The 26,742-nt window shown below is 46.0% G+C and carries 22 protein-coding genes; 13 read left to right on the plus strand and 9 right to left on the minus strand.

Annotated elements, in window-relative coordinates:
- Positions 1 to 119: 119 nt before the first annotated feature.
- Positions 120 to 998: an Hsp33 family molecular chaperone HslO gene (gene hslO, locus ADP71_RS01435; RefSeq protein WP_171460834.1), complete on the plus strand. Its 879-nt coding sequence runs from the start codon at positions 120 to 122 to the stop codon at positions 996 to 998.
- Positions 999 to 1,056: 58 nt separating this feature from the next.
- Positions 1,057 to 2,073, plus strand: coding sequence for a UDP-glucose 4-epimerase GalE (gene galE, locus ADP71_RS01440; RefSeq protein ID WP_040755760.1), 1,017 nt, complete (start codon positions 1,057 to 1,059; stop codon positions 2,071 to 2,073).
- Positions 2,074 to 2,118: 45 nt separating this feature from the next.
- On the opposite strand, the gene creC is transcribed toward galE, so the two are convergent.
- Positions 2,119 to 3,546: a two-component system sensor histidine kinase CreC gene (creC, locus tag ADP71_RS01445; protein ID WP_104931320.1), complete on the minus strand. Its 1,428-nt coding sequence runs from the start codon at positions 3,544 to 3,546 to the stop codon at positions 2,119 to 2,121.
- On the minus strand, positions 3,546 to 4,268 hold the full coding sequence (locus ADP71_RS01450) for a response regulator (RefSeq protein WP_019958330.1): 723 nt from the start codon (positions 4,266 to 4,268) through the stop codon (positions 3,546 to 3,548). The genes creC and ADP71_RS01450 overlap by 1 nt, the downstream gene beginning before the upstream one ends.
- A 171-nt stretch (positions 4,269 to 4,439) precedes the next feature.
- Here ADP71_RS01450 and ADP71_RS01455 point away from each other — a divergent pair, with 171 nt between their 5' ends.
- From ADP71_RS01455 to ADP71_RS01470, 4 genes are all read left to right on the plus strand, one after another.
- Positions 4,440 to 4,958: a GbsR/MarR family transcriptional regulator gene (locus ADP71_RS01455; protein WP_104931321.1), complete on the plus strand. Its 519-nt coding sequence runs from the start codon at positions 4,440 to 4,442 to the stop codon at positions 4,956 to 4,958.
- 84 nt (positions 4,959 to 5,042) lie between these two features.
- On the plus strand, positions 5,043 to 5,891 hold the full coding sequence (locus ADP71_RS01460; protein WP_019958332.1) for a hypothetical protein: 849 nt from the start codon (positions 5,043 to 5,045) through the stop codon (positions 5,889 to 5,891).
- The gene (locus tag ADP71_RS01465; RefSeq protein WP_019958333.1) at positions 5,878 to 6,243 is read left to right on the plus strand and encodes a DoxX-like family protein; all 366 of its coding nucleotides are present in this window, start codon (positions 5,878 to 5,880) and stop codon (positions 6,241 to 6,243) included. The genes ADP71_RS01460 and ADP71_RS01465 overlap by 14 nt, the downstream gene beginning before the upstream one ends.
- 1 nt (position 6,244) lies before the next feature.
- The gene (locus ADP71_RS01470) at positions 6,245 to 6,718 is read left to right on the plus strand and encodes a DUF2269 family protein (RefSeq protein ID WP_104931322.1); all 474 of its coding nucleotides are present in this window, start codon (positions 6,245 to 6,247) and stop codon (positions 6,716 to 6,718) included.
- A 63-nt stretch (positions 6,719 to 6,781) separates the two neighbouring features.
- Here ADP71_RS01470 and ADP71_RS01475 read toward each other — a convergent pair whose 3' ends face one another.
- The 5 genes from ADP71_RS01475 to ttcA all read right to left on the minus strand — a co-directional run bounded on the left by ADP71_RS01475 (position 6,782) and on the right by ttcA (position 9,944).
- Positions 6,782 to 7,405 carry an alpha/beta hydrolase gene (locus ADP71_RS01475; RefSeq protein WP_019958335.1) on the minus strand — a complete coding sequence of 208 codons (624 nt, stop codon included), beginning with the start codon at positions 7,403 to 7,405 and terminating at the stop codon, positions 6,782 to 6,784.
- A gap of 4 nt (positions 7,406 to 7,409) precedes the next feature.
- Entirely contained in the window at positions 7,410 to 7,727 is a 318-nt protein-coding gene (locus tag ADP71_RS01480; RefSeq protein ID WP_104931323.1) for a (2Fe-2S) ferredoxin domain-containing protein, read from the minus strand.
- Between the two features lie 27 nt (positions 7,728 to 7,754).
- The gene (locus ADP71_RS01485) at positions 7,755 to 8,549 is read right to left on the minus strand and encodes a polyamine aminopropyltransferase (protein WP_019958337.1); all 795 of its coding nucleotides are present in this window, start codon (positions 8,547 to 8,549) and stop codon (positions 7,755 to 7,757) included.
- Between the two features lie 112 nt (positions 8,550 to 8,661).
- Positions 8,662 to 9,042 carry a hypothetical protein gene (locus tag ADP71_RS01490; RefSeq protein WP_104931324.1) on the minus strand — a complete coding sequence of 127 codons (381 nt, stop codon included), beginning with the start codon at positions 9,040 to 9,042 and terminating at the stop codon, positions 8,662 to 8,664.
- Entirely contained in the window at positions 9,033 to 9,944 is a 912-nt protein-coding gene (gene ttcA / locus ADP71_RS01495) for a tRNA 2-thiocytidine(32) synthetase TtcA (protein WP_019958339.1), read from the minus strand. The genes ADP71_RS01490 and ttcA overlap by 10 nt, the downstream gene beginning before the upstream one ends.
- 255 nt (positions 9,945 to 10,199) lie before the next feature.
- Between ttcA and ADP71_RS01500 the strand changes: the two genes are divergently transcribed.
- A complete protein-coding gene (locus tag ADP71_RS01500; protein ID WP_237343030.1) occupies positions 10,200 to 11,297 on the plus strand; it encodes a calcium:proton antiporter in 1,098 nt (365 codons plus the stop codon).
- A gap of 63 nt (positions 11,298 to 11,360) precedes the next feature.
- Here ADP71_RS01500 and ADP71_RS01505 read toward each other — a convergent pair whose 3' ends face one another.
- The gene (locus ADP71_RS01505) at positions 11,361 to 11,822 is read right to left on the minus strand and encodes a nucleoside deaminase (RefSeq protein WP_237343031.1); all 462 of its coding nucleotides are present in this window, start codon (positions 11,820 to 11,822) and stop codon (positions 11,361 to 11,363) included.
- A 144-nt stretch (positions 11,823 to 11,966) separates the two neighbouring features.
- On the opposite strand from ADP71_RS01505, the gene ADP71_RS01510 reads away from it, so the two are divergent.
- The 6 genes from ADP71_RS01510 (at position 11,967) to ADP71_RS01535 (ending at position 24,619) form a co-directional block, all read left to right on the plus strand.
- A complete protein-coding gene (locus ADP71_RS01510) occupies positions 11,967 to 13,217 on the plus strand; it encodes a lipoprotein-releasing ABC transporter permease subunit (protein ID WP_026353553.1) in 1,251 nt (416 codons plus the stop codon).
- Positions 13,210 to 13,905: a lipoprotein-releasing ABC transporter ATP-binding protein LolD gene (lolD, locus tag ADP71_RS01515; RefSeq protein WP_019958343.1), complete on the plus strand. Its 696-nt coding sequence runs from the start codon at positions 13,210 to 13,212 to the stop codon at positions 13,903 to 13,905. The genes ADP71_RS01510 and lolD overlap by 8 nt, the downstream gene beginning before the upstream one ends.
- A gap of 29 nt (positions 13,906 to 13,934) precedes the next feature.
- Positions 13,935 to 15,698: an exodeoxyribonuclease V subunit alpha gene (gene recD / locus ADP71_RS01520; protein ID WP_019958344.1), complete on the plus strand. Its 1,764-nt coding sequence runs from the start codon at positions 13,935 to 13,937 to the stop codon at positions 15,696 to 15,698.
- The gene (gene greB / locus ADP71_RS01525; protein WP_019958345.1) at positions 15,695 to 16,204 is read left to right on the plus strand and encodes a transcription elongation factor GreB; all 510 of its coding nucleotides are present in this window, start codon (positions 15,695 to 15,697) and stop codon (positions 16,202 to 16,204) included. Before recD ends, greB begins: the two co-directional genes overlap by 4 nt.
- A gap of 450 nt (positions 16,205 to 16,654) precedes the next feature.
- The gene (locus tag ADP71_RS01530; RefSeq protein ID WP_171460836.1) at positions 16,655 to 22,891 is read left to right on the plus strand and encodes an ESPR-type extended signal peptide-containing protein; all 6,237 of its coding nucleotides are present in this window, start codon (positions 16,655 to 16,657) and stop codon (positions 22,889 to 22,891) included.
- A gap of 276 nt (positions 22,892 to 23,167) precedes the next feature.
- Positions 23,168 to 24,619 carry an aldehyde dehydrogenase family protein gene (locus tag ADP71_RS01535; protein WP_171460837.1) on the plus strand — a complete coding sequence of 484 codons (1,452 nt, stop codon included), beginning with the start codon at positions 23,168 to 23,170 and terminating at the stop codon, positions 24,617 to 24,619.
- Between the two features lie 78 nt (positions 24,620 to 24,697).
- Here ADP71_RS01535 and ADP71_RS01540 read toward each other — a convergent pair whose 3' ends face one another.
- On the minus strand, positions 24,698 to 26,545 hold the full coding sequence (locus ADP71_RS01540) for a Na/Pi cotransporter family protein (protein ID WP_171460838.1): 1,848 nt from the start codon (positions 26,543 to 26,545) through the stop codon (positions 24,698 to 24,700).
- Positions 26,546 to 26,742: the final 197 nt, after the last annotated feature.

The raw sequence follows: 26,742 nt of genomic DNA on the forward strand, positions 1-26,742 counted from the left end.
GAGCAAGGGTATATGGCTGATTATAACAATGGCTGTGCGCCTATCCAAATCTTGGCACTTGAAGTTGGTCTTACAGGCCGCATCTTATGAGCAGTTAATGATGAATTGAGGAAGTAAACATGAGCAATCAACGAACCCGTTTTATTTTGGATCAACAGCCTGTACGTGGCTTACATGTACAATTAGAGAGTGTTTGGCAGCATATTGTGGGTCAAAAAAACTATCCACAACCGATTTCCAAAGCTTTGGGTGAATTGCTAGCTGCAGGTTCATTGTTGGCTGCCAACTTGAAATTTGATGGTACGTTTATTTTGCAAGTGCAAGGTACGGGTGCGTTGAAATTATTGGTGGTGGAAGCGACCAGTGATAAAACTTGTCGTGGTACGGCGCGTTGGGATGAAAATCAAGAAATTGCAGAAGACGCGAGTTTGACTGATTTATTGGGTGAACAAGGTCAGTTTGTATTGACCTTACAACCACGTCAAGGTGAAATGTGGCAAGGCATTGTGGGCTTGCAAGGCGATAGCATTGCAGCAATGTTGGGCAATTATTTGGCTCAATCTGAGCAGCTAGATAGCCAATTGATTTTGGCAGCCGATGGCAATCGTGCTGTTGGTTTGATGGTACAACGCTTACCAGGTGAAGAGTTAGAGCGTGAAGATTGGAAATACATCGAATCTTTATTGCATACGGTTGGGAATGAAGAATTGCTCACTACCGATGCGCATACTTTGTTATATCGCTTGTTCCATGAACAAGAAGTGCGTGTGTTTGAAGCCGATGAAGTGGAATTTGCTTGCACTTGTTCACATGAAAAAGTTGGTAATATGTTGTTGCTGTTAGGTGGTCAGGAAATTGGTCAAGTATTGCTAGAGCAAGGTAGCGTGGAAATTGCATGTGATTTTTGTCAGCAAAAATATGTGTTTGATGAAGAAGATGTGACGGATTTGTTTGGGGTGAATGTAGTGGAAGCAGTACGTCATGAGCCAAAGCAATAAGCAATGATATTCATACGTCTGCCATATGTGGCAGACGTTTTTTTTGAGAGGGCAAATTTTGAAAATATTGACGACAGGCGGTATGGGCTATATTGGCTCACACACAGTGATTGCTTTGTTGGAATCTGGTCATGAAGTGGTTATTCTAGACAATTTAAGCAATGCCAATATTGAAGTGTTGGCTCGTTTGAAAAAAATTACAGGCCGCGATGTCCCTTTTATTGAAGGCGATGTGCGCAACCGTGAATTGTTGGCACAGACTTTGGCACGTTATGGCTTTGATGCGGTCATTCACTTTGCAGGCTTAAAAGCTGTTGGTGAGAGCGTGGCTGAGCCGATGAAGTATTATGATAACAATGTCAATGGCTCATTGATTTTGATGCAAGAAATGGCCAAAGCGGGCGTATTCCAACTGGTTTTCAGTTCATCGGCAACGGTGTATGGTGACTCTAAAGTCGTGCCTTTGACCGAAAGCGCGGAAGCTGGAAAAACCACCAATCCATATGGCGCGAGTAAGTATATGGTTGAATGTATGATGCGTGACATTGCTCAAGCAGATGAGCGTTGGAGTATGGTGGTTTTACGCTATTTCAATCCTGTGGGTGCACATGAAAGCGGTTTGATTGGTGAAGCACCCAATGGCACTCCAAACAATTTATTGCCATATATTTGCCAAGTAGCGGTCGGTAAGCGTGAGTTTTTATCCGTATTTGGTGGCGATTATCCCACACCAGATGGTACGGGTGTGCGAGATTATATCCATGTGACCGATTTGGCAGATGGTCATGTGAAAGCGGTACAAACCCATCAACATGGTGGTGGTTTCCATATATATAACTTGGGTACCGGTATTGGTTATTCGGTATTGGAAATGGTCAAAGCTTTAGAACAGGCGGCACAAGTGAAAGTAGGATACCAAATTGTGCCTAGACGACCGGGTGATATTGCGGTGTGTTATGCTGATGCAACTTTGGCCAAACAAATTTTAGGCTGGCAAGCGCAGTGTGGTTTGGAAAAAATGATGCAAGATTCTTGGCGTTGGCAAAGCCAAAATCCCAATGGTTATGATGTGTAATGTGATATCCATATTTAAAAAGCCACTTGATGAGTGGCTTTTTATTTAAGCTGCCGCTTTGTAAAAACGCAGCGTCACGCACACACCGTCCTGTAAATTGAATAATTTGGCTTCACCTTGGTGGCGTTGCATCACTTCTTGTACCAAGGTCAAGCCGATGCCTGTACCACGATTGCCACTGCTGCGTGCCAACGAAAAATAGCGGTCAAATACTTTTTCCAAGGCAAATTCATCTACTTGAGGGCCTTGGTTGCTGATGTGCAATAACCAATCCTTGCCCACATTTTCGCCCCAGATTTTCACCACGCCTTCGGTGTGTGAAAAGTCCAAAGCATTGTCCAAAACATTGCCTATGGCTTGCTCTAGCCAAAAGACATCACCTTGTAGTTTGGGTGTTAAAACGCCCTCCATTTGCAAAACAATGTTTTTGCTTTGTGCCATATTTTGGCGCTGTTGTATGACGCTGTGTAAGAGTTGCGGCATATCTATGGTTTCTTGCTTGGTCAGCAATTGGCTTTTTTCCAAACGCATCAACAACAGCATCCGTTCAATCAATAAATGCAATTTGTCTGCTTGAGCGACTAAGTTGCCTGCGAAATATTGTTGGTCTTCCAAAGGCAACGGGTCTTGTAAAATTTCGGCACCTGCACGAATGCCAGCCAAAGGGCTTTTAAGCTCATGGGTCAAGGTACTGACATAATGTTCGACATAAGCTTGATCTTCCAATTGCGTGCGCATATTGGCAATGGCTTCTGTTAAATCGGTCAATTCTTTGGACAGATAAAATTTTGGTCTTTGACTGGTTGGCGCCAATGCCAATGCAAAGCGTCTGACTTGGTTGATATTGTGACTGAGCCACCAAGACAAAAAACCTGCCAAAATCCAACCAATGAACAAATACCACATGGCCAATTGCCACATTTCTTGTTCGGCAGTCATTAGAAATGGCTCAATGCTGGTATTGGGTTTGCCCAAGCTGACCACCCCAATCAATTCACCTTTGTAAATAATAGGTGCCGCGACATACATCACTGACAAACGGCTTTGGTCTTGCGCTGCATCTAGGCTAGAACGTGCACCATAACGACCACGCAGCGTTAAATACACATCGTTCCAACGTGAAAAATCTTCACCTTTGAATTTGCCCAATGAATCATATAAAACAATGCCTTTTTCATCGGTAATATACATGCGTTGCTGTACGGCAGCTTTGTCTATAGACCAAATTTTGCCGCTGATTTCCCGTTCCATGACGGTTTGCATACGTTCGTCAAAGGCTTTGCTTTTGACATGACCGCTGGCGACATCTCGTGCAATCAAGGCTGAAATTACATTGGCATTGTCAGCCAAAATGTCTTCCATGACTTTGCGGGTGTTGGGTTTGATTTGTTCTTGAAACTGTTGCACCAACAACAAGCCGCCACATACCAATAAAATGGTGAATAGCAGCCAAATGCGTAGAAAAATCGGCATCAATGTCTCAATTCGTAACCCAAACCACGATGGGTGACAATGGTTTGGTCGGCATCGACAGTTTTGAGTTTTTGACGCAAAGTCTTGATGTGGGTATCGACAGTGCGCAATAAGCTGTGATCGGGATGAGCCCAAGCGGCCTGCATCAATTGCTCACGACTTAAAACCCAATTGGGACGGCGCAAAAATGCCACTAATAAATTCAATTCATTGCGTGTTAAAGACAAGGCTTGACCATTGAAGCTCACTTGTTGGCGTGCAGCTTGGTAATGCCAAGGATGCAAAGACACATCATCAGGATGTACGGGTACGGCCAATATTTCGGTATGAACAGAATCAGTGGCATGAGTGGTCGGTGAGGTTTGTGTGCGTCGCAAAATGGCCTTGATGCGTGAAATCAATTCACGCGGGCTGAAAGGCTTGGCGCAATAATCATCTGCACCAATTTCTAAGCCGATGATGCGCTCGATTTCTTCGGTACGTGCCGTCAAAAACAGTAAGGGCGTATTGTTGGTTTTGCGTATTTTTCGGCACAGCTCAAAACCATCCATGTCGGGTAAGCCCACATCCAAAATCATGAAATCCACTTGATGTTCCGATAAATATTCCAAAGCCAAACCAGCTTTGGCACACCAAATGACTTCCCAATTTTCACGCTTCAAAGCATAGCTCAAAGGTTCGGCGATGGCGGCATCGTCTTCTACCAATAAAATCGCTGTCATGGTTGCAAACTTCATCCATTTTTGAAAAAAAGTGACTTCGCATAGACTTCTCTATGCAATGGATTGCTACTCTAGCATAGATTTAAATACAGATTCAAAACTTTGCTTTATTTCTGTATTGACAGAAATTTTGAAAAAAATTATGATGGCTCAAACGATAGGAGAGATGACATGGTTTTGACATCGGTGGCTGAGAGATTTGTGTTGCATTGGGGCGAGATGGGCACCAAGTGGGGGGTAAACCGCACCGTGGCACAAATTCATGCTTTGTTGTTTATTGCAGGCCGCCCAATGGCTGCAGATGAGATTTGCGAGACTTTGGGTGTTGCTCGTTCTAATGTCAGCAACAGCATCAAAGAATTGCAAGGTTGGCGTTTGGTGACAGTGGTGCATCAATTGGGTGACCGTCGTGATCATTTTGAAACCCAAGGTGATGTGTGGGAGTTGTTGCGCATTGTGGCTGCAGAACGACAACGCCGTGAGATTGAGCCAACCGAGCGTTTTTTGGCCGAATTGATGGCAACGCCTGAATTTGCCAAACAAGACAAAGCTGTGCAGCAACGCATACACCAAACCCATGATTTGGTGTCTACTTTGACTGCATGGACGAGCCAAATGTTGAAAGTATCGACGGCTACTTTGGTGAGATTGTTGAAATTGGGTAGCAGCATTCAGAAGTTTTTGAAGTAGGTTTGATTGAGGCTGTGTCGTGTAGATGCAGCCTTTTATGGGGTGATTTATTTCTCTTAAAACAGAAATAACAGGAATTTATAAATGAATATTTTGATTTTAGGTGCTCATGGCTTATTGGGAAAGGCTTTTGTAGATTGCCAAACATTCAATGTTAATTGCTTGTCACCATCATCCTCACAATTGAATCTCTTGCGTCCTGAAACGTGGCGACCATGGTTGTGTCAAGCCGATGTCATTGTCAATGCGGTTGGCTTGATGGCGCCAGATGCAGGGCAAATGTGGGCGTTGCAATACCATGCGTTGAAAGCATTTTTGGAACAAGCATGGATTTATGGTCGATTGCGTTATGTTTTGAATGTATCGGCTTGGGGCGCGGATGTGGCATCTGAAACGGCTTTTTTGCGCAGCAAAGGCTTTTGGGATGCTTATTTATTGCAGCAAAACCAAGCGGTAGGCATTGTGCGACCTTCGTTGGTGTTTGCCCAAAAAGGTGTGAGCAGCCGCGGTTTACTGACATTGGCCAAGCAGCGTTGGCGCGTGTTGCCGCAAGTGGCGTGGCGTCCTGTATTGCAACCTGTGGCTTTGCGCGATGTGGTACAAGCGATGCAAACCATGTTGCAACAACATTACCAAGGCTGCGTGAATGCGGTGGGCGGGCAAGTATTGAGTTTGGTCGATTATTTAGCGTATATGCGTTTGTATTATTGGCAGCGTCCTGAAGGGCGCAATTGGGCTGTGGTAGATGCGAGGATGATGAAAATATTGCAAGCAGGGCGGTATTTGCGGCTGCCGAATTTTTTGCAAGCAGATGCGATACGCATGTTGCAAGAAACCCATGTTGCTGAGGGTGAGGCATTTGCACAATTGCTGTTGCGCACGCCTCAATGTCCACAACAATTTTTACAGGACGCTTTACATGAACGGTTTTAAAGCGATGGCTTGGTCGTTGGTGGTGTTGTGGTGGTGCAGTGGTTTGTTGCCGTTGATGTTCGCTCGAGCGGAATCTTTGCAATTATTGGCCGATGTGGGTATTGCACTGGCATGGCAGTGGCCGTTGTTGGTGGCCGCTGCGGTGGTGGATGTGGTTTTAGGAGTCTGGATAGTATGGCGGCCCAGCCGTTTGATGTGGTTGTTGCAAGCGGTGTTGGTAGCATTTTACAGCGTGGTCATTGCCCTGTATTTGCCACAACAATGGTTGCATCCGTTTGGGCCATTGGTCAAAAACTTGCCCATTATGGCGATGTTATGGTGTTTGTGGCAGCATGAAACAAGGATGGTGTGACATGGGTGAATATTATTTGTGGGTGAAGGCTTTGCACATTTTGTCATCGGTGGTGATGGTGGGAACGGGTTTTGGTACGGCATTTTATCTGTTTTGGACCAATCGCAGCGACTCGATTGCCGCGCAAGCTGTGGTCAGCCATTGGGTTGCCAAAGCCGATTGGTGGCTGACCATGCCTGCGGTGATTTTTCAGCCTTTGTCAGGCTTATGGCTGATGCAGGCAGCGGGTTGGGCTTATGATGCTAAATGGTTGTTGTGGACGTTTGGCTTGTATGTTTTGGCGGGTTTGTGTTGGTTGCCTGTGGTGTGGCTGCAATTGCAAATGCGCGATATGGCCAAGCAAGCTTATGCTCAAAAGCAAGACCATTTGCCGCCACGCTATTGGCGTTATGCGCGTTATTGGGAATGGTTGGGTTATCCTGCGTTTACGGCAATGATGGCAGTGTATTTTTTGATGGTATTGAAACCGATGTAATCAACAAGTATGAAGCGTCCTGTAAAAGTTTACAGGACGCTTCATATCGTTACAGAGAAATGTTCAACACAAGCCGAAACGGTCGATGAGTTTGCCCAATTCAATCAAACGTCCGTGGAAAAAATGACCTGCTTGTGGCATGACGATTGTGCTGATGCCTTGCGCTTGTCCCCAAACAAAAGAGTCTTCCAACGCCACCACATCGTCGGCATTGCCATGAATGATGATGGTACGCTCAGGATGTGGCACAGGCGCGGCATGATTTGCATATTTCATCACCGCAGGCGCAAGCAAAATCAAATGGTCGATGTTCAAATGTTGTGCGCTATTGGCGGACACAAAGCCACCGAACGAAAAACCTGCGACGGTCAATTTGGGACAATCAGTGTGTTGCGCTTGGGCAAAATGCGCCACCGCCACCACATCCATGATTTCGCCCACCCCAAAGTCATGCACACCTTCGCTATTGCCCACGCCACGCAAATTGGGCAAATAACAATGCCAGCCTTGGCGACTCAAAGATTTGGCAACGGTTTGAATCACTTTGTTGGTATGGGTGCCGCCTTGGGTTGGGTTGGGGTGGTTGATGACAGCCACGCCGACAGCTTGACCTTGAGCGGGCATGTAAATGGTTTCTAAGCGGCCTGTAGGGCCATTGATCCAAACAATTTCAGGAAGTTTTAACATGGTTTTATTTCAATAACAAACGGGTCACAGGTTGTTGGTTTTGCAAATCAGATTCGACAATTTCTTTCAAATCGTCTTCATTGTGATAAGCATACCAACGCGCTTCAGGGTAAATCACCAGCAACGGACCTTCTTCACAGCGACCCAAGCAACTGCTTTGGGTCACGCGCACTTTGCCGATGCCGTGAATTTGCGCTTTCATGCTTTCGTTTTTAATGACTCCTGCGGCTTGTTTGCCGACATTGTTGTCACCACAAGACTTGCGGCAAGCATCGTTACGGCTATTGGTGCACACAAAAACGTGGCGTTCAAAATAAGACATCTTCCATCCTTTTACAGGACGCTTGCTTTAAGCAGGCGTGAATTGCAAGACTTTGCCATTGTGTTGATGGCGAGATTTCAATGAAGTGAGCATTTGCAAAAACTCCAAACCGTATTGGCTTTCCAGTGCCTCTGCCCGTTTTTTCAATTTGTCCAAATTCATTTCAGGCGCTTGCTTGAAAGCGAACACCGCAATATTGCCATGGGTTTGTGCTGGAACGAGCAAGACTCGGTCTTCAAACACGATGCGCAGTTTTTCGACAAACAAATCAAAACGCTTGTCACCTTGCCACCAGTTTGTGACAAAAATACCGTCGTTGCTTAACGCTGTACGACAATCTTCAAAAAACGGTACATCGACAAATGCATCAATGATTTGTTCACCATCAAAACCATCGACCAAAATCACATCGGTGCCGCCACGCATGGTTTTGATGTAATCAGCGCCATCGGCTTCGATGATTTCGAAGGTGTCGCTTTCTTCAGGAATGTCGAACATGGATTGCGCAATGGCAATCACTTGAGGATGAATGTCGACCACAGTTTGCATGGTTTGCGGGCAATATTCGGCAATCCAACGGGCAAACGAGCCGCCACCCAAGCCGATTTGGGTGATGTGACGGGGCGCATCACGAAACAACAACCACGCCATCATGGCACGGCTATATGACAATACCAATTGGCTTGGGTTGTCCAAATTCATCGAGCTTTGAATGGTCGGACTACCCAAATGCAAAGAGCGAATGTTGTTTTCTTCAGAAATGCCCACTTCAGGCAATTCAAATTGTTGCGCCCGTAAGCGCTGATACGGGTGACGGGTCATGTGTGTGTTTTTTCGATGCAATAAAGCTTGAATTTTAACATAAAGCACAGTTTAAATTGTGGCTGTGCATGGCGTTTTGATGATGGATGCCGTGTGAACACTGCGTTGGTTTTTAGTTTTGTGGTACGGCCACGCGTGGCGGAAATTGATAATGGCTTTGTTGCCAATGGTAAAGCTGTTGGTAATCTTGATTTAAGGCCGCATATTGGCATTGTACCAATTGCAAGCGCAAAGCCAGATTGGGAGAGGCTGGATTGGCGCAAGCTTTGAAACGCAATTGGCGCAAAGCTTGAAAATGGGTGCGAGCGGCTGCATAAGCGGCATCGGTTTTCTGTTGCTCTAAAATAGTGGTTTCAGCGGTGGCATAGACCCGATTCAAACGGGCACGATCTTGCTGCAATCGTGCCAATTCTTGAGATGATTCGCTGATGGTATGGGTTTGGCAAGCGCTCAAACCCAATACACTCAAACAGATTAAAGCGCTTAATCGCATCCTTGTGGTTCCGAAATTTTGCTGCGGCTGTCTAAAATGCTGATGACTTTGCTCGGTGCTTTGAATTCTTCTTTGTCAAAAGCAGTGTCCCCACCATGAGGCAATTCTTGACCACGCTGTAAGCCTTTAAAATCAAACAATTCAGGGTCGGCCAAATGTGACGGTACCACGTTTTGCAAGGCGCTGAACATTGATTCTATGCGTCCTGGAAAACGTTTGTCCCAATCTTCCAACATTTCTTTGACCACTTGGCGTTGTAAATTCGGTTGTGAGCCACACAAATTACACGGAATGATTGGAAACTCGCGAATTTGTGCGAAACGCACCAAATCTTTTTCTTTCACATACGCCAAAGGACGGATAACGATGTGTTCGCCATTGTCCGATACCAATTTAGGTGGCATGGCTTTGAGTTTGCCGCCAAAGAACATGTTCAAGAACATGGTTTCTAAGATGTCATCACGGTGATGACCCAAAGCGATTTTGGTGCAGCCCAATTCTTTGGCGACACGGTACAAAATGCCACGGCGCAAACGGCTGCACAAAGCGCAAGTGGTTTTGCCTTCAGGCACCACGCGCTTGACGACGCTGTAAGTGTCTTCTTCGATGATGTGGTATTCAATGCCCAAGCCTTCTAAGTATTCAGGCAAGATGTGGGTTGGAAAGCCTGGTTGTTTTTGGTCTAAATTGACCGCCACCAATTCAAAATCAATCGGCGCTGATTTTTTCAAGCCCATCAAAATATCGAGCATGGCATAAGAGTCTTTGCCACCTGACAAACACACCATGATTTTATCGCCTTGTTCAATCATGCCAAAGTCGTTAATGGCATCACCAACAGCGTGGCGCAAACGCTTCATCAGTTTATTGGCTTCTAGTTCGGCTTTGGTTTTTTCAGACATAATTCAGACAAGACTTAATAAGTAGATAAAGGGCAAGGATTATACGCTAAAAATAAAGTTGGCATGGAATTAAAGTTTTTAAGTGTTTGTAATTGTTTGGGCAAATGTCTTGATGATGCAAACATCATCTTGTTTTCAAGATTTAGGCATATTTAGGGAAACGAACCAATACACGCAATTGACAGTCGGATAGTCACAATGGCATTGGAAACATGCCAAGTTAATGATTGAAATTGGTTTGAAAAAGGTATGAATATGGCGACTGAACATATGCAACACAATCCCATGTGGACTTTGGCAGTGCCTGCTGTGGGGGCTGCGGTTTTATTGTTGTCTTGGTTGGTATCGGGTTTCCCATTGATGACGTTGTTGTTGAGTTTGGGCTTGGTCGGTGGCGTGGTGGCAGCAGTACACCATGCTGAAGTGATTGCCCACAAAGTTGGTGAGCCATTTGGCACTTTGGTTTTGGCTTTGTCGGTGACGATTATCGAAGTGGCTTTGATTGTGTCGATGATGTTGTCAGGTGGTGACAATGCGATGGGTTTGGCACGCGACACTATTTTTGCGGCGGTGATGATTATTGTGAATGGCATTATTGGTGCCAGTTTGCTCATAGGCGGCCTGAAACACCATACACAAGATTACAGTTTGGAAGGCGTGACCGCTTCGTTGGGAACGATGACGGTGATTGTGGTGATGGCGTTGATTTTGCCCAATTATGCAACTTCTGAAGCTGGAACCGTTTATTCGACCAAACAATTGATTTTTGTGGCGCTGATGACTTTGGTTTTGTTTGCTGCGTTTACTTTTTTTCAAACCATGCGCCACCGCGATTATTTTTTAGTGGTTAGCAAAGAGGGCGATGTTATGTATGTGGATGACATCGAGCCGCCGAGCATGAAAGAAGTATGGACGAGTTTTGGTATGTTGTTGTTGTCTTTGGTGGTGGTGGTTTTGAGTGCGAAAAGCATTTCGCCAACGCTGGAAGCATTTTTGGGCAAAATGGGGGCGCCGTTGGCCACTTTAGGCATTGTGATTGCGGCGATTGTATTAATGCCTGAGTTTGGTGCAGCGATGCGCGCGGCGCGCGCCAATCGTTTGCAAGCGAGTTTGAATTTGGCAATCGGTTCCGCCATTGCCAGCATCGGCTTGACCATTCCTGTGGTGGCGTTGTTGTCGGTGTTTATGGGTTGGCCGCTAGAATTGGGCTTGGATACCAAATCGATTACATTATTGACCTTGTCTTTGTTTGTGGTCACCATTTCCTTGCGTACAGGACGTACCACAATTTTGCCGGGCATTGTGCATTTGTGTATTTTTGTGGCGTATTTGTTTTTCAGTTTTGTACCTTAAACAGGTTAACAAAAAGCGTCCTGTAAATGTTTACAGGACGCTTTGGTTTGGTTTTAAGCCATTTTAATACAGTGTTTTGCCATCAATGTTGGCATATTCTTGGAACAATTCCAAACAAGCTTCACGCTCGTGTTCTTGCAATAATTTGGCCTTGCCTTCAGGCGTGGCGATGCGATAAAACACTTCGTCACGAAAACCGATTTGATCGGTATCTTGAATATTGCAGCCATAATACACTTGTCCAATATTCGCCCACAAAATCGCACCCAAACACATCGGGCAAGGCTCGGCAGTGGTATACAGCTCCGCACCGCTCAAATCGTGCGTCCCCAAATTTTTGCATGCATCCCGAATGGCCATCACTTCGCCATGACAAGTCGGATCGTTTTGCTTTAATACTTCATTGTGACCGCTGCCAATGATTTCACCATTTTTGACAATCACACAGCCAAACGGACCACCGTGACCTGCGTGAATGCCTTGTTGCGCCTCGCTAATGGCTTGTTGCATGTAATCTTTGTTCACTTTGAACCCATCTTTCTCAATTCATTACCAACAGATGATGCCAAACTTGGCAAGTTAGAACAAGTAAACCTTATCGGGGTTTTATTTCAGGACGCTTGTAAACTCGGTTACAATCAATTTCTTTATGTCAACGGTTTAGGCTTCATGGCTCAGTTGGAAACTTGGATAGGACTACGCTATTTGCGCGCGAAAAAGCGCAATGGTTTCGTGTCGTTCATTTCACTCATTTCGGTAGCAGGCATCGCTTTAGGTGTGATGGCTTTGATTGTGGTGTTGTCGGTGATGAATGGCTTTCAAAAAGAAATTCGTGGGCAATTGTTATCGGTTGCACCACATATGGAAATTGGTTATTTCGATGAAGGTGGCGGCAGACCTTGGCAAGATTTGCAAACCATGGTCAAAAACAATCCTGCTGTCGTCGCTTCAGCTCCTTATGTTGCCGACCAAGCGTTGCTTGCCAATTCAGGCGAAATGCGTGGCGTGCAATTGCGAGGGGTTGATCCTGCGCAAGAAAGCGCGGTGGTAGATTACGCCAAGAATGTGGAAGGCGGTCAATTGGCGGATTTGCGTGAGGGCGAATTCAACATTATTTTGGGCAAAGATTTGGCGATGTTGCTGGGCGTGATGGTGGGTGAAAAAGTGACTGTGATTACGCCTGAAGGCAATGTCACGCCTGCAGGTGTCACGCCACGCTTGAAACAATTCAATGTGGTTGGTGTGGTACAAACCAAAATGTTTGAAGTGGATTCGACTTTGGCGATGGTCAATTTACAGGACGCTCAAGTGTTGTATCGCATGGGTGATGCGGTCAGTGGTGTGCGTTTGAAGCTGGCAGATCCTGCTACTGCGCCTGAGCAACTGGACACCATCATTCCTGTTGCGGAACAAAATATGGTGTGGGCGCGCGATTGGACGTATCAAAACCGCAGTTATTTTGAAGCGGTAGAGTTGGAAAAGAAAATGATGACCATCATTTTGAGCTGTATTGTGATTGTGGCCGCGTTCAATTTGGTGTCGTCTTTGGTGATGGCGGTCAATGAAAAACAAGCCGACATTGCTATTTTACGCACTTTGGGTATGTCGCCTGCATCCATTATGAAAATTTTCATGGTGCAAGGGGCGATTGCAGGCTTTTTTGGAACGCTCTTTGGCGTGGTCGGTGGCGTGGTTATTGGTTTGAATATTGGCAAAATGGTGCATTTTTACGAACAACTGACAGGCACCCGTTTGATCAATGCGCAAACTTATTTTATTGATTACTTGCCTAGCGATGTGCGTATGAGCGATGTGTTGATTATTGTGGCGATTTCTTTGTTGATGTCTTTCTTGGCGACTTTATACCCAAGCTGGTCGGCAGCACGCACCCAACCTGCGGAGGCTTTGCGCTATGAATGATGAAACCGTATTGTTGTGTCAAAACGTGGCGCGCACCTATCAAGATGGCAAACTCAAAGTTGATGTGATTCACGAATTGAATTTGCAAGTGCAAGCGGGCGAGAGTGTCAGCATTGTCGGCGCTTCAGGCAGTGGCAAATCGACTTTGTTGCATTTGTTGGGCGGCTTGGATGAGCCTTCTAGCGGCAGTGTGACTTTGATGGGCAAGCAATTGAGCGGCCTGAATCAAAAAGAATTGGGTTTGTTGCGCAATCAGTATTTGGGTTTTGTGTATCAGTTTCACCATTTGCTCAATGAGTTTTCCGCATTGGAAAACGTGATGATGCCACTGCTCATTGGCAAAGTTTCCAAAGCCGAAGCCACTGAGCGTGCGACACAAATGTTGGAAAAAGTCGGTTTGAAAGAACGTTTGTTGCATCGCCCTGCTGAGTTGTCAGGTGGCGAAAGGCAACGTGCGGCGATTGCGCGGGCTTTGGTGACCCGTCCCAAATGTTTGCTTGCCGATGAACCGACAGGCAATTTAGACCGTAAAAATGCGCAAGTGATTTTGGATTTGATGCTGGATTTGCAAAGCGAATTGGGAACGGCTTTGGTGGTGGTGACGCATGATGAAGAATTGGCCAATCGTTTTGACCGTGTTTTGATGATGCGTGAAGGGCAGTTAATGCCGTTTGCCATGCAAAAATAGTCTGTGAAGAGCAATCGTAAGGGGGCAATATGGAGCAAGTAGCACAGTTTCAAGCGCAGTCGACTTATCAAAATTTGCGCAAATACGCGCCAGAAGCGGCAGACATTGTACAGCCGTGGTTGGAGCGTTTGTTTGTGGCATTTCACGATGGCGATTCTTGCATTGTTTTGCCCAAACACGAGCGTTCTCGTTTACAGGACGCTGCTCCCATCGTGGGTGAAGCGCACAAAATGGATGGTGTTTACCAAGCATCTACGCCCTTGGTGGCATTTGCTCAAGGTCAATTGGCTTTGGGGCGGGTGTGGCAATTGGAGGCGGAGATTGCGCAACATTTGCAACGCTTGAGTCGCACTATCATTCCAACACAGTCTTTGGCGGATTTGCTAAACCGTTTGTTTGATGAGCCTAGTAGTTGGCAACAAAAACAAGCTGCGGCTTTGGCATGTTTGAACCAATTGGCGATTATTACAGGCGGCCCGGGCACAGGCAAAACCACCACGGTTGCCAAGCTTTTGTGTTTGTTGTCCGATGGCAAGGTGGAACAGCCACGCATTGCTTTGGCAGCGCCCACAGGTAAAGCGGCGGCACGCATGACCGAGTCTTTGCGTGGTAGTTTGCAACGATTGCAAGACCATGCACTGATTTCTGCGGCTACTGCGCAAAATTTGCTCAATTTAGAAGGCAAAACCTTGCACCGTTTGCTAGGAATGATGCCGCCTAAAATGTTGCCGCGCTACCATGCCAAACACACTTTGCCTTATGACATTATTGTGATTGATGAAACATCGATGTTAGACAGTTCGATGTTGCGCCATTTATTGGCTGCTGTTGATAATGACACCCGCCTGATTTTACTAGGTGATGCCGATCAATTGCCACCTGTGGGCATGGGGGATTTGTTGTCATTATTGCCAGCTAAGACGCAAGTGTTGCCTGAGCAAAAAGCCTTATTGGATGCATGGGGTTTACAGGTCGATTGGGACAGTGCTGACGAGGTGCCTATGTTGGCAGCACAAACTGCCCGTTTGAATATCAGCCACCGTTTCAAAGCCGATAGCGGCATCGGGCAATTGGCAGGAGCTGTGTTGCGGCAAGAGGGTGAGCGTTTGCAAGATTTGTTTGAACAATTTGCCGATATTGAGATGCGTCCTGTACCTGAATACACTCGTATGTTGGCATGGCATTTGTGGCTGGCACAGCAAGAATATTGGCATGCCGTCGACGATGGCAATGCTGCTGCGGTATTTGCGGTTTGGCTCAAGCGCATGGTTTTGACGGTGCGTCGTCATGATGCTGAACAAATCAATTTGGCCTTGCGTGAGATTTTGAAACAGCAAAATCGTTGGGATGAATCGCATGGTTTTTGGTATCACGGTCAAGCGATTATGATTGTCCGTAACCACGCTGAAATGGGCTTGTTCAATGGCGATGTGGGCGTGGTATTGCGCGATGCAAAAGGCCGTTTGCAAGCGTATTTCCCAACTTTCGATGGCATGCGTGAAGTGGCATTAAGCCGTTTGCCGCAACACGAAGATGCTTTTGCAATGACGGTACACAAAAGCCAAGGCTCGGAATTTTCTGAAATATGGTTGTTGCCGCCATTGGGTGCTGCCGAACATGCCGAAGACTACGATTGTGCTTTGCTGTATACGGCCATTACCCGTGCGAAAAACAAATTGGTGTATTGGGGTGAAGTTGCCAGCTTACAGGCCGCTAGTGAGCGTGTGGTACACCGTCAAACCGTTTTGGCTTATTTATTAAGCCGTTCTTCACAACAGAAATCCGTTTTATGAATAAAGAAACAGACAATGTCGCACCTGTGCGCAATTACATCACACCGCAAGGTTGGCAGGCTTTGAAAGATGAGCTTTACCATTTGGTTCACAGAGAGCGTCCTGAAGTGACCAATGTGGTCAATTGGGCGGCCAGTAATGGTGATCGCAGTGAAAATGCCGACTATCAATATGGCAAACGCCGTCTGCGTGAGATAGACCGCCGCATTCGTTTTTTGACCAAACGCTTGGAAATTGCCGAAGTCGTTGATCCCGAAACCCGTGAAGCCACTGATCAAATTTTCTTTGGTGCGACGGTAACAATTTGGCGAGAAAGTGGTGAAGAACAAGTGGTGAAAATTGTCGGTATCGATGAAATTGATACGTCTAAAGGCAAAATTTCTTGGATTTCGCCTTTGGCCAAAGCATTGATTAAGGCGCGTGAAGGCGATGAAGTGCGCTTGCACATGCCTGATGGTTTGGAGTTGGTCGAAGTTGTTGCGGTTGTGTATCACAAAATAGAGTAAATATTTGATTTTATTGGTAAATGGCAAGAAGCAGAATATTGGAATTGCATATGCAATTCCAATTCTTTATTGCAAATTCAAATGCTTATTTGAAATAAGATTTTGTTTGTTGTGTTTGTTATTGTCCGTTTGCATTAACTTGTTATTGTTAATAAGTTTTATTTATTGGGAATCCGTATAGATATATCTCTAAAATATCATTAACTTAGTATGTTTATGAATAAGTTCCATTTATTAGTGTTAATTTTTTTAAAAATGGTATTGTATTTGCTTATATGCCCAACATAATTTTTATTTAATTAGCATTAATAAATTAGTGTTCGGATGGACACACAGCACAATTATCTTTTTTCAACTTGAATATGATGTTTTTCAGTTTTGGTTTGGTATGCATACTACATTTTATGCCAACTGATATAAGCATTTTAAATTACAGGTCGCTTGTCAATTATGAATAAAATCTACAAGGTTATTTGGAATGAGTCTTTAGAGACTTATGTTGCAGTTGCAGAAATCGAAAATAGTCACAGTTCTTCTTCACGTCGCACTCGTGTTCGAGCGCTTTTGAATACGATTGTGTTTACGCCAGTGATGAGCGTGATGGCCGTGGCGGTGGTTGGGACATTGACGACACCACAACAAGCACACGCTGCTTATGCTGCGGATGGCGGTGTTAATAATGGTGGTACTGTTGCGATTGGAGCAGGTGCGGTAGCCGACGGTACACGATCAATTGCGTTGGGTGGGGATGCCAAAACCAAAGGCACACATACGGTTAAAGTGAAGGGTGTAGATAAGGTCTACACCACTCCAGATGGTAACAATCAAGCGATTGCGATTGGTTATGAGTCTTATGCATATGGTTCACAAGCTGTGGGTTTGGGTGCCAATGTGCGTGCGGTGGGTAACTCATCGATTGCCATTGGCGGGGATGACTTGAACGCAGCAGCAGGTACTAGTAATAACAGTGACACAGCCAAGGCTTATAAAGATATTACTGGTGATAATTTGGTGCGTGCTTATGACGGTAAAACTGGAGCGACCAATCAGTATTTTGGTACTTCAGCAGGTCATGCCGCAGTGGCTATTGGTGTACAGGCCGGTTCAATGGGCGATTTGTCGACTGCGTTTGGTACACGTAGACAAGCGGATGGCTTGGCTGCAACCGCATTGGGCGTTGGTGCAACAGCGAATAAAGATGGCTCTATCGCATTGGGCGCAGGTAGTCAGACCTCAACAGATGCTGTCAAAGTGACACAAGCCGAAATTGGCGGCATTTTGTTTGATAACTTTACCGGAACCAACGCATTTGCCGGCACTATTTATGATACTGGACGTCAAGTTTCTATAGGTAGTGCAGGTAAAGAACGTCAAATCAAACATGTGGCCCCAGGACAACTGACACAAACCAGTACCGATGCTATTAATGGCAGTCAATTGTATGCAGTGGCTATGAAATTGAGCAATGTGAAAGATACGGCGGAAAAAGGCTGGTATGTGAATTCAGTCTTTGCTGGAGGAGCGCTCACAACCACGGGTCCGCAAAAAATGTCACCTGGAGATACTTTGACTTTTTCAGTGGGCGAAAATCTAGAATTGGATCAGATTAGAGGCACAATTGCTCTTCGTGTTGCAAAAAATGTGCAGTTTGACAGTGTAACTACTGGTGACAGCGTATTGAACAGTACGGGTTTGAATATTGCATCAAGTAAAGGCAATACAGTCAGCATTACCAATGATGGTATTAACCTAGGTAATCAAGTCATCAATGGTGTGTCTGAAGGCTTGGTTTCTGGTCAATCTAAGCAGGCGGTGAACGGCAGCCAGTTGTATGCAGCGAACCAAAACATTGCCAACAGTTTGGGTGGCAATGCGGGTGTGGATGCGACCACAGGTGCGTTGACAGCACCAAACTACCAAGTGACCAATGCTGTAGGCGATGCAGTGGTTTACACCGATGCAGCAGGCAACACTTTGGCGACGGCTGCGGGCAATGTGGGCGATGCATTGACGCAAATGAACACTTATGTGAATACAGGCTTTGACGTACAGCAAGCAGGTACGACCAAAGGCACTGTGACTCCGGGTGACAAAATCAACTTCGTCAATGGCACGTTGACCACAGCCAAAGTGACAACGGAAGCCAATGGCGTGACCGATATCACTTTTGATGTGAATGCCCAAAGCGTGGTGGATGCAGCGCAATTGCCAGTGGTGTATACCAATGCCAATGGCGATCGTGTGTACAAACAAAGTAACGGCGACTGGAACACCAAAGCAGATGGCACTGGTACGGTGGTGAATGCTGGTGATGTCATGGCATCTATGAGCAATGCCGATGGTCAAACGACTACGCCGATGGTATTGGGCAATGTGGCAGCCGGTGAGGTTTCAGGCAGCTCTACCGATGCAGTGAACGGCAGCCAGTTGTATGCCGCGAACCAAAACATTGCCAATAGCTTGGGTGGCAATGCTGGTGTGGATGCGACCACAGGTGCGTTGACAGCGCCAAACTACCAAGTGACCAATGCCGCAGGCGATGCAGTGGTTTACACCGATGCAGCAGGCAACACTTTGGCGACGGCTGCGGGCAATGTGGGCGATGCATTGACGCAAATGAACACTTATGTGAATACAGGCTTTGACGTGCAGCAAGCAGGTACGACCAAAGGCACTGTGACTCCGGGTGACAAAATCAACTTCGTCAATGGCACGTTGACCACAGCCAAAGTGACAACGGAAGCCAATGGCGTGACCGATATCACTTTTGATGTGAATGCCCAAAGCGTGGTGGATGCAGCGCAATTGCCAGTGGTGTACACCAATGCCAATGGCGACCGTGTGTACAAACAAAGCAATGGCGACTGGAACACTCAAGCAGACGGTTCAGGTAATGTAGTCAATGCTGGTAACGTGATGGCTTCTATGAGCAATGCCGATGGTCAAACGACTACACCGATGGTATTGGGCAATGTGGCTGCAGGTGAAGTTTCAGGCAGCTCTACCGATGCGGTGAACGGCAGCCAGTTGTATGCCGCGAACCAAAACATTGCCAATAGCTTGGGTGGCAATGCTGGTGTGGATGCGACCACAGGTGCGTTGACCGCACCAAACTACCAAGTGACCAATGCCGCAGGCGATGCAGTGGTTTACACCGATGCAGCAGGCAACACTTTGGCGACGGCTGCGGGCAATGTGGGCGATGCATTGACGCAAATGAACACTTATGTGAATACAGGCTTTGACGTACAGCAAGCGGGTACGACTAAAGGCACTGTGACTCCGGGTGACAAAATCAACTTCGTCAATGGCACGTTGACCACAGCCAAAGTGACAACGGAAGCCAATGGCGTGACCGATATCACTTTTGATGTGAATGCCCAAAGCGTGGTGGATGCAGCGCAATTGCCAGTGGTGTATACCAATGCCAATGGCGATCGTGTGTACAAACAAAGCAATGGCGACTGGAACACTCAAGCAGACGGTTCAGGTAATGTAGTCAATGCTGGTAACGTGATGGCTTCTATGAGCAATGCCGATGGTCAAACGACTACGCCGATGGTATTGGGCAATGTGGCAGCTGGTGTGATTTCAGGCAGCTCTACCGATGCGGTGAACGGCAGCCAGTTGTATGCAGCGAACCAAAACATTGCCAATAGTTTGGGTGGCAATGCCGGTGTGGATGCGACCACAGGTGCGTTGACAGCACCAAACTACCAAGTGACCAATGCCGCAGGCGATGCAGTGGTTTATACCGATGCAGCAGGCAATACTTTGGCAACGGCAGCGGGCAATGTGGGCGATGCGTTGACGCAAATGAACACTTATGTGAATACAGGCTTTGACGTACAGCAAGCGGGTACGACTAAAGGCACTGTGACTCCGGGTGACAAAATCAACTTCGTCAATGGCACGTTGACCACAGCCAAAGTGACAACGGAAGCCAATGGCGTGACCGATATCACTTTTGATGTGAATGCCCAAAGCGTGGTGGATGCAGCGCAATTGCCAGTGGTGTATACCAATGCCAATGGCGATCGTGTGTACAAACAAAGTAACGGCGACTGGAACACCAAAGCAGATGGCACTGGTACGGTGGTGAATGCTGGTGATGTCATGGCATCTATGAGCAATGCCGATGGTCAAACGACTACGCCGATGGTATTGGGCAATGTGGCAGCTGGTGTGATTTCAGGCAGCTCTACCGATGCGGTGAACGGCAGCCAGTTGTATGCAGTTGGTAATAGCACTGCCAGCTCTTTAGGCGGCGGTAGCACGTTTAATACCACCACCGGCAAAGTAGAAGCGAGCTTGGCGGTTAATGGCAATACTTATAACAATGTTCAGGACGCTTTGAATGATTTGAATGGCCAAGTGACTTCAGGTTGGAATTTGTCTACTAACGGTGGCGCTGCTCACAATGTGGGACCGAATGGTCAAGTTGATTTGAGTAATACCGATCAAAACATGGTCATCAGTAATAATAATGGCAATGTGACATTTGATTTGAGTAAAAATATTCAAGTTGATAGTGTGACTTCAGGTGACACATTAAGTGATACTTATAGCCAATTCACTCAGGCAGGTTTTGAAGTGAAAACGGCGCAAGGTAATACATTATTGAATCAGGATGGTTTGAGCTTCAATGATGCTGCAGGTTTGCCAACAGGCCCAGTGATTAGCAGTAATGGTATCAATGCAGGTAATTTGTTAATTACCAATGTTGCGGCAGGTTCGATTGCTGCCGATTCGCGTGATGCGGTCAATGGTAGCCAAATTCATGATTTGGTAGGTGCAGGTGCTTACCAAGATGTCAATGGTAAGGCTACGCCGAACATTCAAAACATTGGTGGTACAGGTGCAACCAACATTCATGATGCTTTCCAAGCTTTGAATACGCAAACCCAAGCGGCTAAAACCGAAGTGGTGCAAGGTGACAATATTACTGTAACTCAAACCGTTGGCGCTGCTGGTCAAGATGTTTATACCGTTGCCACGAAGAAAGACTTGGTATTGGATTCGGTGAAAATCGATGACGGCCAAGGTCAGGCTTTGACTTTGAATAAAACAGGTACCACGGTTAGCAATGGTTCACAATCTGCCCATTACGGTGCGGATGGTTTGGTGGCTAAAGATGCAGCAACAGGCAATCAAACGGTGGTGAATCAAGATGGTTTGTCATTCAAAGACGGTAATGGTAACCAAACAGGACCTGTCATCAATCAAAATGGTATTGATGCAGGTGGCAAACAAGTGACCAATGTTGCAGCTGGTGTCAATGATAATGATGCAGTCAATGTGTATCAATTGAATCAATACTTCTTGCAACAGAATCAACAAACGCAAAATGTGCAAAACACAATAGGCGATTTGGAGCATTTGTTTGATACGTTTAACGTACAAGGTCAAGCTCAGACGGATCAATTGAATATTATTGATACCATCAATGCCATGAATACCACTGGTATTCAATATCACCATACCAACAGCAGCAATGCGCCAGGTCGTTTAGGTAGCACGAACGACTCAAGTGCAGGTGGTAATAACTCCAGTGCGATTGGTGTGGATGCGATTATTGAAGCGGGTGCTGACAGCACTGTGGCTTTTGGTCACGGTACCACTGCCAATAGCGCAGCGACCAGTTCGGTGGTCATTGGTCATGATTCAGTAGTGGGCGGCGCAAGCAGTATTGCGATTGGTCACGGTTCGCAAGCATTGGGCAATCAGTCTATCAGTATTGGTACGGGTAACGTGGTTAACGGTAACAACTCTGGTGCGATCGGTGACCTGTCTTACATCAACGCTGACAATGCTTATGGTATTGGTAATAACAATACGATTGATGCCAACCAGTCATTTGTTTTGGGTAATGAAGTCAAAATTGGCAAAGATGCGGAAGACATGAGCCAAGCCAATGGCGCGACATTCCAAGGTTCTGTGGCTTTAGGTCATAACACGACAGTATCTGCTGCCGTTGGTACAACAGGCATTAAGATTTTGGCGACGGATACCGAAGAAAGGGCTTTTGCAGGTACGGCTCCTGTGGGTACGGTGAGTGTGGGTGCTGCGAAAGCGGAACGTACCATTACCAATGTCGCTGCAGGCCGCATTAATGCAGACAGTACCGATGCGATTAATGGTAGTCAGTTATATCAAACCAATGAAGCTTTAGGTCAATTGGCTAATGGTGGTGCTGGTGTGATTCAATATTCTAATGAAGCCACGCCAACTGTCGCTAACGGTGGTATTGCCAGCAACAACTTGACATTGGTAGGTGGTTCGCCATCGACTGTCGATGTCAATGGCGATGGTGTGATTGATGCTAACGATGGTACAGCACCTGTTACCTTGTCCAACGTGGCAGCAGGTCGCGCGCCGACTGATGCAGTTAACGTGGGTCAATTGCAGCAAATGGGCAATAATTTGAACAACCGTATCAATGCGGTTGAAAAAGAAGCCCAAGCTGGTACCGCCACAGCAATTGCAGTCGCTAACTTGCCACAAGTTTACTTGCCAGGTAAGAGCGGTGTGTCAATGGCAACTGGTGTTTATGAAGGTCAAGTTGGTTATGCCGTAGGTTATTCTTCTATTTCTGACGGTGGCAAATGGGTATTCAAGGCTTCGGCAACAGGCAGTCCTAACGGTTCTGTCGGTGCGGGCGCAGGCATGTTGTATATGCTTGACTAAGTCTTTTGAATGTAGCTGATTGAAAGCGTCCTGTAATTTTACAGGACGCTTTTTTTAATCCATAGCAAGGTTTGATACTTCAATTGTGTGATGTTTCTTATTTGTTAAATATATTTCCTATTAGGAATGTTGGGGGTGTTGCACAGTTAAATCTTCTCAGGTATCTTGATATGGCATGAAGATATCTTGATGTGGATGTATTTCAAGCCATCTTTGTTTTTTCTGCAGTATTCCAACATGTTGTTTTAGACCGCAACTTCATCAAAGGAGCAGTACATGACACAATTAAAAGATTACCGTCAGTTTTATATCAATGGTCAGTGGGTGAATCCTGCTGTGGCTCGTGACTTGGAAGTCATTGATCCTTCAACCGAACAGGCTGTGGCGGTGATTTCTTTGGGCGATCAAGTAGATACGGATGCCGCTGTTGCCGCTGCGAAAGCCGCATTTCCAGCATGGGCTGCCACTGCGCCAGAAACCCGTTTGGCTTATGTGGAAAAAATCTTAGAAATTTACAATCGCCGTGCGCAAGACATGGCAGACGCTATCAGTTTAGAAATGGGTGCGCCACAAGACATGTCTTTGGCAGACCAATTCGATTGCGGTGTCTATCACATTGAAAACTTCATTGAAGCGTTCAAAAACTTTGAATTCGTGCGCCCATTGAAAGATGGCAACGATGACAGCATGGTGGCTTGGGAGCCTGTGGGTGTGGTGGCTGCCATTACGCCTTGGAACTGGCCGATGAACCAAGTGACATTGAAAGTGATTCCAGCGATTTTGGCAGGCGATACTGTGGTTTTGAAACCGTCTGAAATTGCGCCATTGTCATCGATTGTGTGGACAGAAATCATGCACGAAGCAGGCTTGCCTGCGGGTGTTTACAATATGGTCAACGGTGATGGTTTGGGTGTGGGCACGCAATTGTCTGTGCATCCAGATGTGGCGATGGTGTCATTCACAGGTTCTACACGCGCCGGCATTGCCATTACCAAAGCTTCTGCCGATACTGTGAAAAAAGTGGTGTTGGAATTGGGCGGCAAAGGTGCCAACTTGGTGTTTGCCGATGCCGATGCCGATGCAGTGGCTCGCGGTGTGCGCCATTGTTTCTACAATTCAGGTCAATCTTGTAATGCACCAACACGCATGTTGGTAGAGCGCTCGTTCTATGACAAAGCAGTTGAAATTGCCAAACAAGTGGCAGAAGAAACCACAGTTGATGTCGCATTCAAAGAAGGTGCGCACATCGGTCCTGTGATTTCCAAATTGCAATGGGACAAAATTCAAGATTTGATTCAAGCGGGCATTGATGAAGGTGCAACTTTGGTGGCGGGTGGTACGGGTTTGCCTGAGCATTTGAGTGAAGGTTATTTTGTTCGTCCGACGGTTTTTGCCAATGTCACCAATGAAATGGGCATCGCTCGCAATGAAATTTTTGGTCCTGTCTTGGCCATCATTCCATTTGATACGGAAGAAGAAGCTGTTGCCATTGCCAATGACACCATTTACGGTTTGACCAATTATGTGCAAACGTCTGATTTGGAACGCCGTCGCCGTTTGAGCCGCTTGTTGCAAGCGGGCATGGTGGAAATGAATGGTAAGAGTCGTGCGCGTGGTGCGGCATTTGGCGGTGTGAAAGCTTCAGGTCGCGCGCGTGAAGGCGGTGTGTATGGTTTGGAAGAATTCATGGACAGCAAATTCATTTCAGGCTGGTCTGAAAACTCATAAACTTTGATTTTGAATGTTGGAAAATTTACAGGACGCTTCAAGCGTCCTGTAACTGTTTTGAATGAAATGAATGTGTTTTTAAACGGTTTCAACCTCATCCAATGAAATGTTGGAGTTCAAATGACCTGCTTGCAAGAACAACAATTGTGCTGCGGTTAAAATATCCAACAAGCTGCGACCAATGCGACGAGCATAAGCAATGTCATTCATCAAAGAGCTGGTTTGCCATTCTGACAATTGACCCGAGCGCAAAGCATGTAATACATCTTGGCTAAATGCTTGTTCAAATGTTTGCATTTGTGCTTCTAATTCTTCATTGGAAGTCAGCAAAGACACCGCACCATTTTGTGCCAACGGCCTGATTTGCACCATCAATTGGAATAAATACTCACGCAAACGTGCGTAATATTCTTGCACTTCTTCATCGCTGCACAAGTATTGATGCAGGTTTTTTTGCAAGTGTTTGCCGTCTTTGACCACTTCCGCCATTTGTAAGGCAATGGCTTGGCAGCTTTGCAAAATGCTTTCTTGCTCATCACGCAACGGTACCTCAATGCGGTTCACATAGCCTAATAATTCGCTGTACACGCCTTTAATATGGCGTTGGTATAAGGCATCGGCATCTAATTTTAATGGCAGTTGCGATGCATCCAAGCGCAAATCATCTTGTTCAGGATGGGCATGATTCAATAATTCTGATGACACATAAATGGCATGTCCCATCACTTCCAAAGTCAAACTGCCCAAATGGCGCACTTCATTGACCACTGCAAACACGGCGGTATCGGCAGTGCGCAAATTGGATTTGGTCAAATATTTGGCTGAAGTTTTAGATGGTTCTGCTTCGGTATTGGCCACCATAGCAGCAGCAGAAGTTTCGGGTTTGCTCGGTAGCCAAGCTTGCAATTGGTTGGCCAATTTTTGTTGTAAATTCCAAAATACCATGACGCCTAAGACGTTGAACAAGGTGTGAAATAAAGCCAGTTGTATTAATTGATTTTCACCCAAGCCCACCCAGCTGGTGCTTTGCAATACCAACCAACTCAATGGCACGAACAAAATCAAACTCAATATTGCTGTCACCACGTTGAAAATGACATGTGCCAAAGCCAAGCGTTGACCATTGCGTTCGCTGCCTAAAAAACCTACAAAAGCCGTACTGATACTGCTGCCGATATTTGAGCCGATAGCCAAAGCAAAAGCTTGTTCTACCGCAATTTGGCCGCCTGCCAATGCTGCCAAAGTCAAAATTAAGGCAGCATGGGTAGATTGCAAGACCACGGTTAAAACCAACCCAATGCCCGCAAAAATAAACACTTCGGCAAGACCTGATACTTGTAATTCCGTGAAATCTACCGAGCCGCCCATTGCGCTAAAGCCTTCTTTGATGGCATCGATGCCGACAAAAATAAAGCCTATGCCCATTAAAGCACGCCCAAAAGCTTTGCCTTGTGGACCGAAAAAGCTGGCTAAAACACCAAAAAATAATAAAGGCAACGCAAACACGCTCAAGCTGATGTTTTGACCTGCCAAAGCCAGTAACCAAATACCACTGGTCGCACCCAAATTGGTACCGAGTAAGACGGCAATGGCAGCAGTTAAGCCAATCAAACCTGCGCTTAAAAAAGCGATGGTCAATAAAGAAACTAAAGTACTCGATTGCAATAAAAACGTCGCACCCATACCAAAAAACATGCCTTTGATGGGCGTGTCGGTAGACTTATTCAATAAGCGTTCGAGATAACCGCCAGCTGCACGTTGCAAACCTTCCTCGATACATTGCATCCCAAACAAAAAAATGCCTAGGCCATAACACAATTGCAGCCAAGCCGTGCTGTAAAAGAAGGAATAAGAAAAGGCGATGATGAGTAAAACAAGCAAGGCATATTTGAAATATTGTTGGTATTGCTCTGATGGTTTTTTCATAAGATACTCTTTGTAGGAGAAAGATTTATACTTTTGTCATTAATTGGTCAAAATGGCATATCATAATAGAAAAATTTCACTTATCAAACCGATACGCTAGAAAGTATGCAATATTGATAAAAGGCTTAACCGTGGTCAAAAAGAAGCTTAAAAAAAGCCCTGTATCGATAATAGGGCTTGGATTTGTGATGTAGAGA

The sequence above is a fragment of the Vitreoscilla sp. C1 genome (assembly GCF_002951955.2).
GTDB classification, from domain to species: domain Bacteria; phylum Pseudomonadota; class Gammaproteobacteria; order Burkholderiales; family Neisseriaceae; genus Vitreoscilla; species Vitreoscilla stercoraria.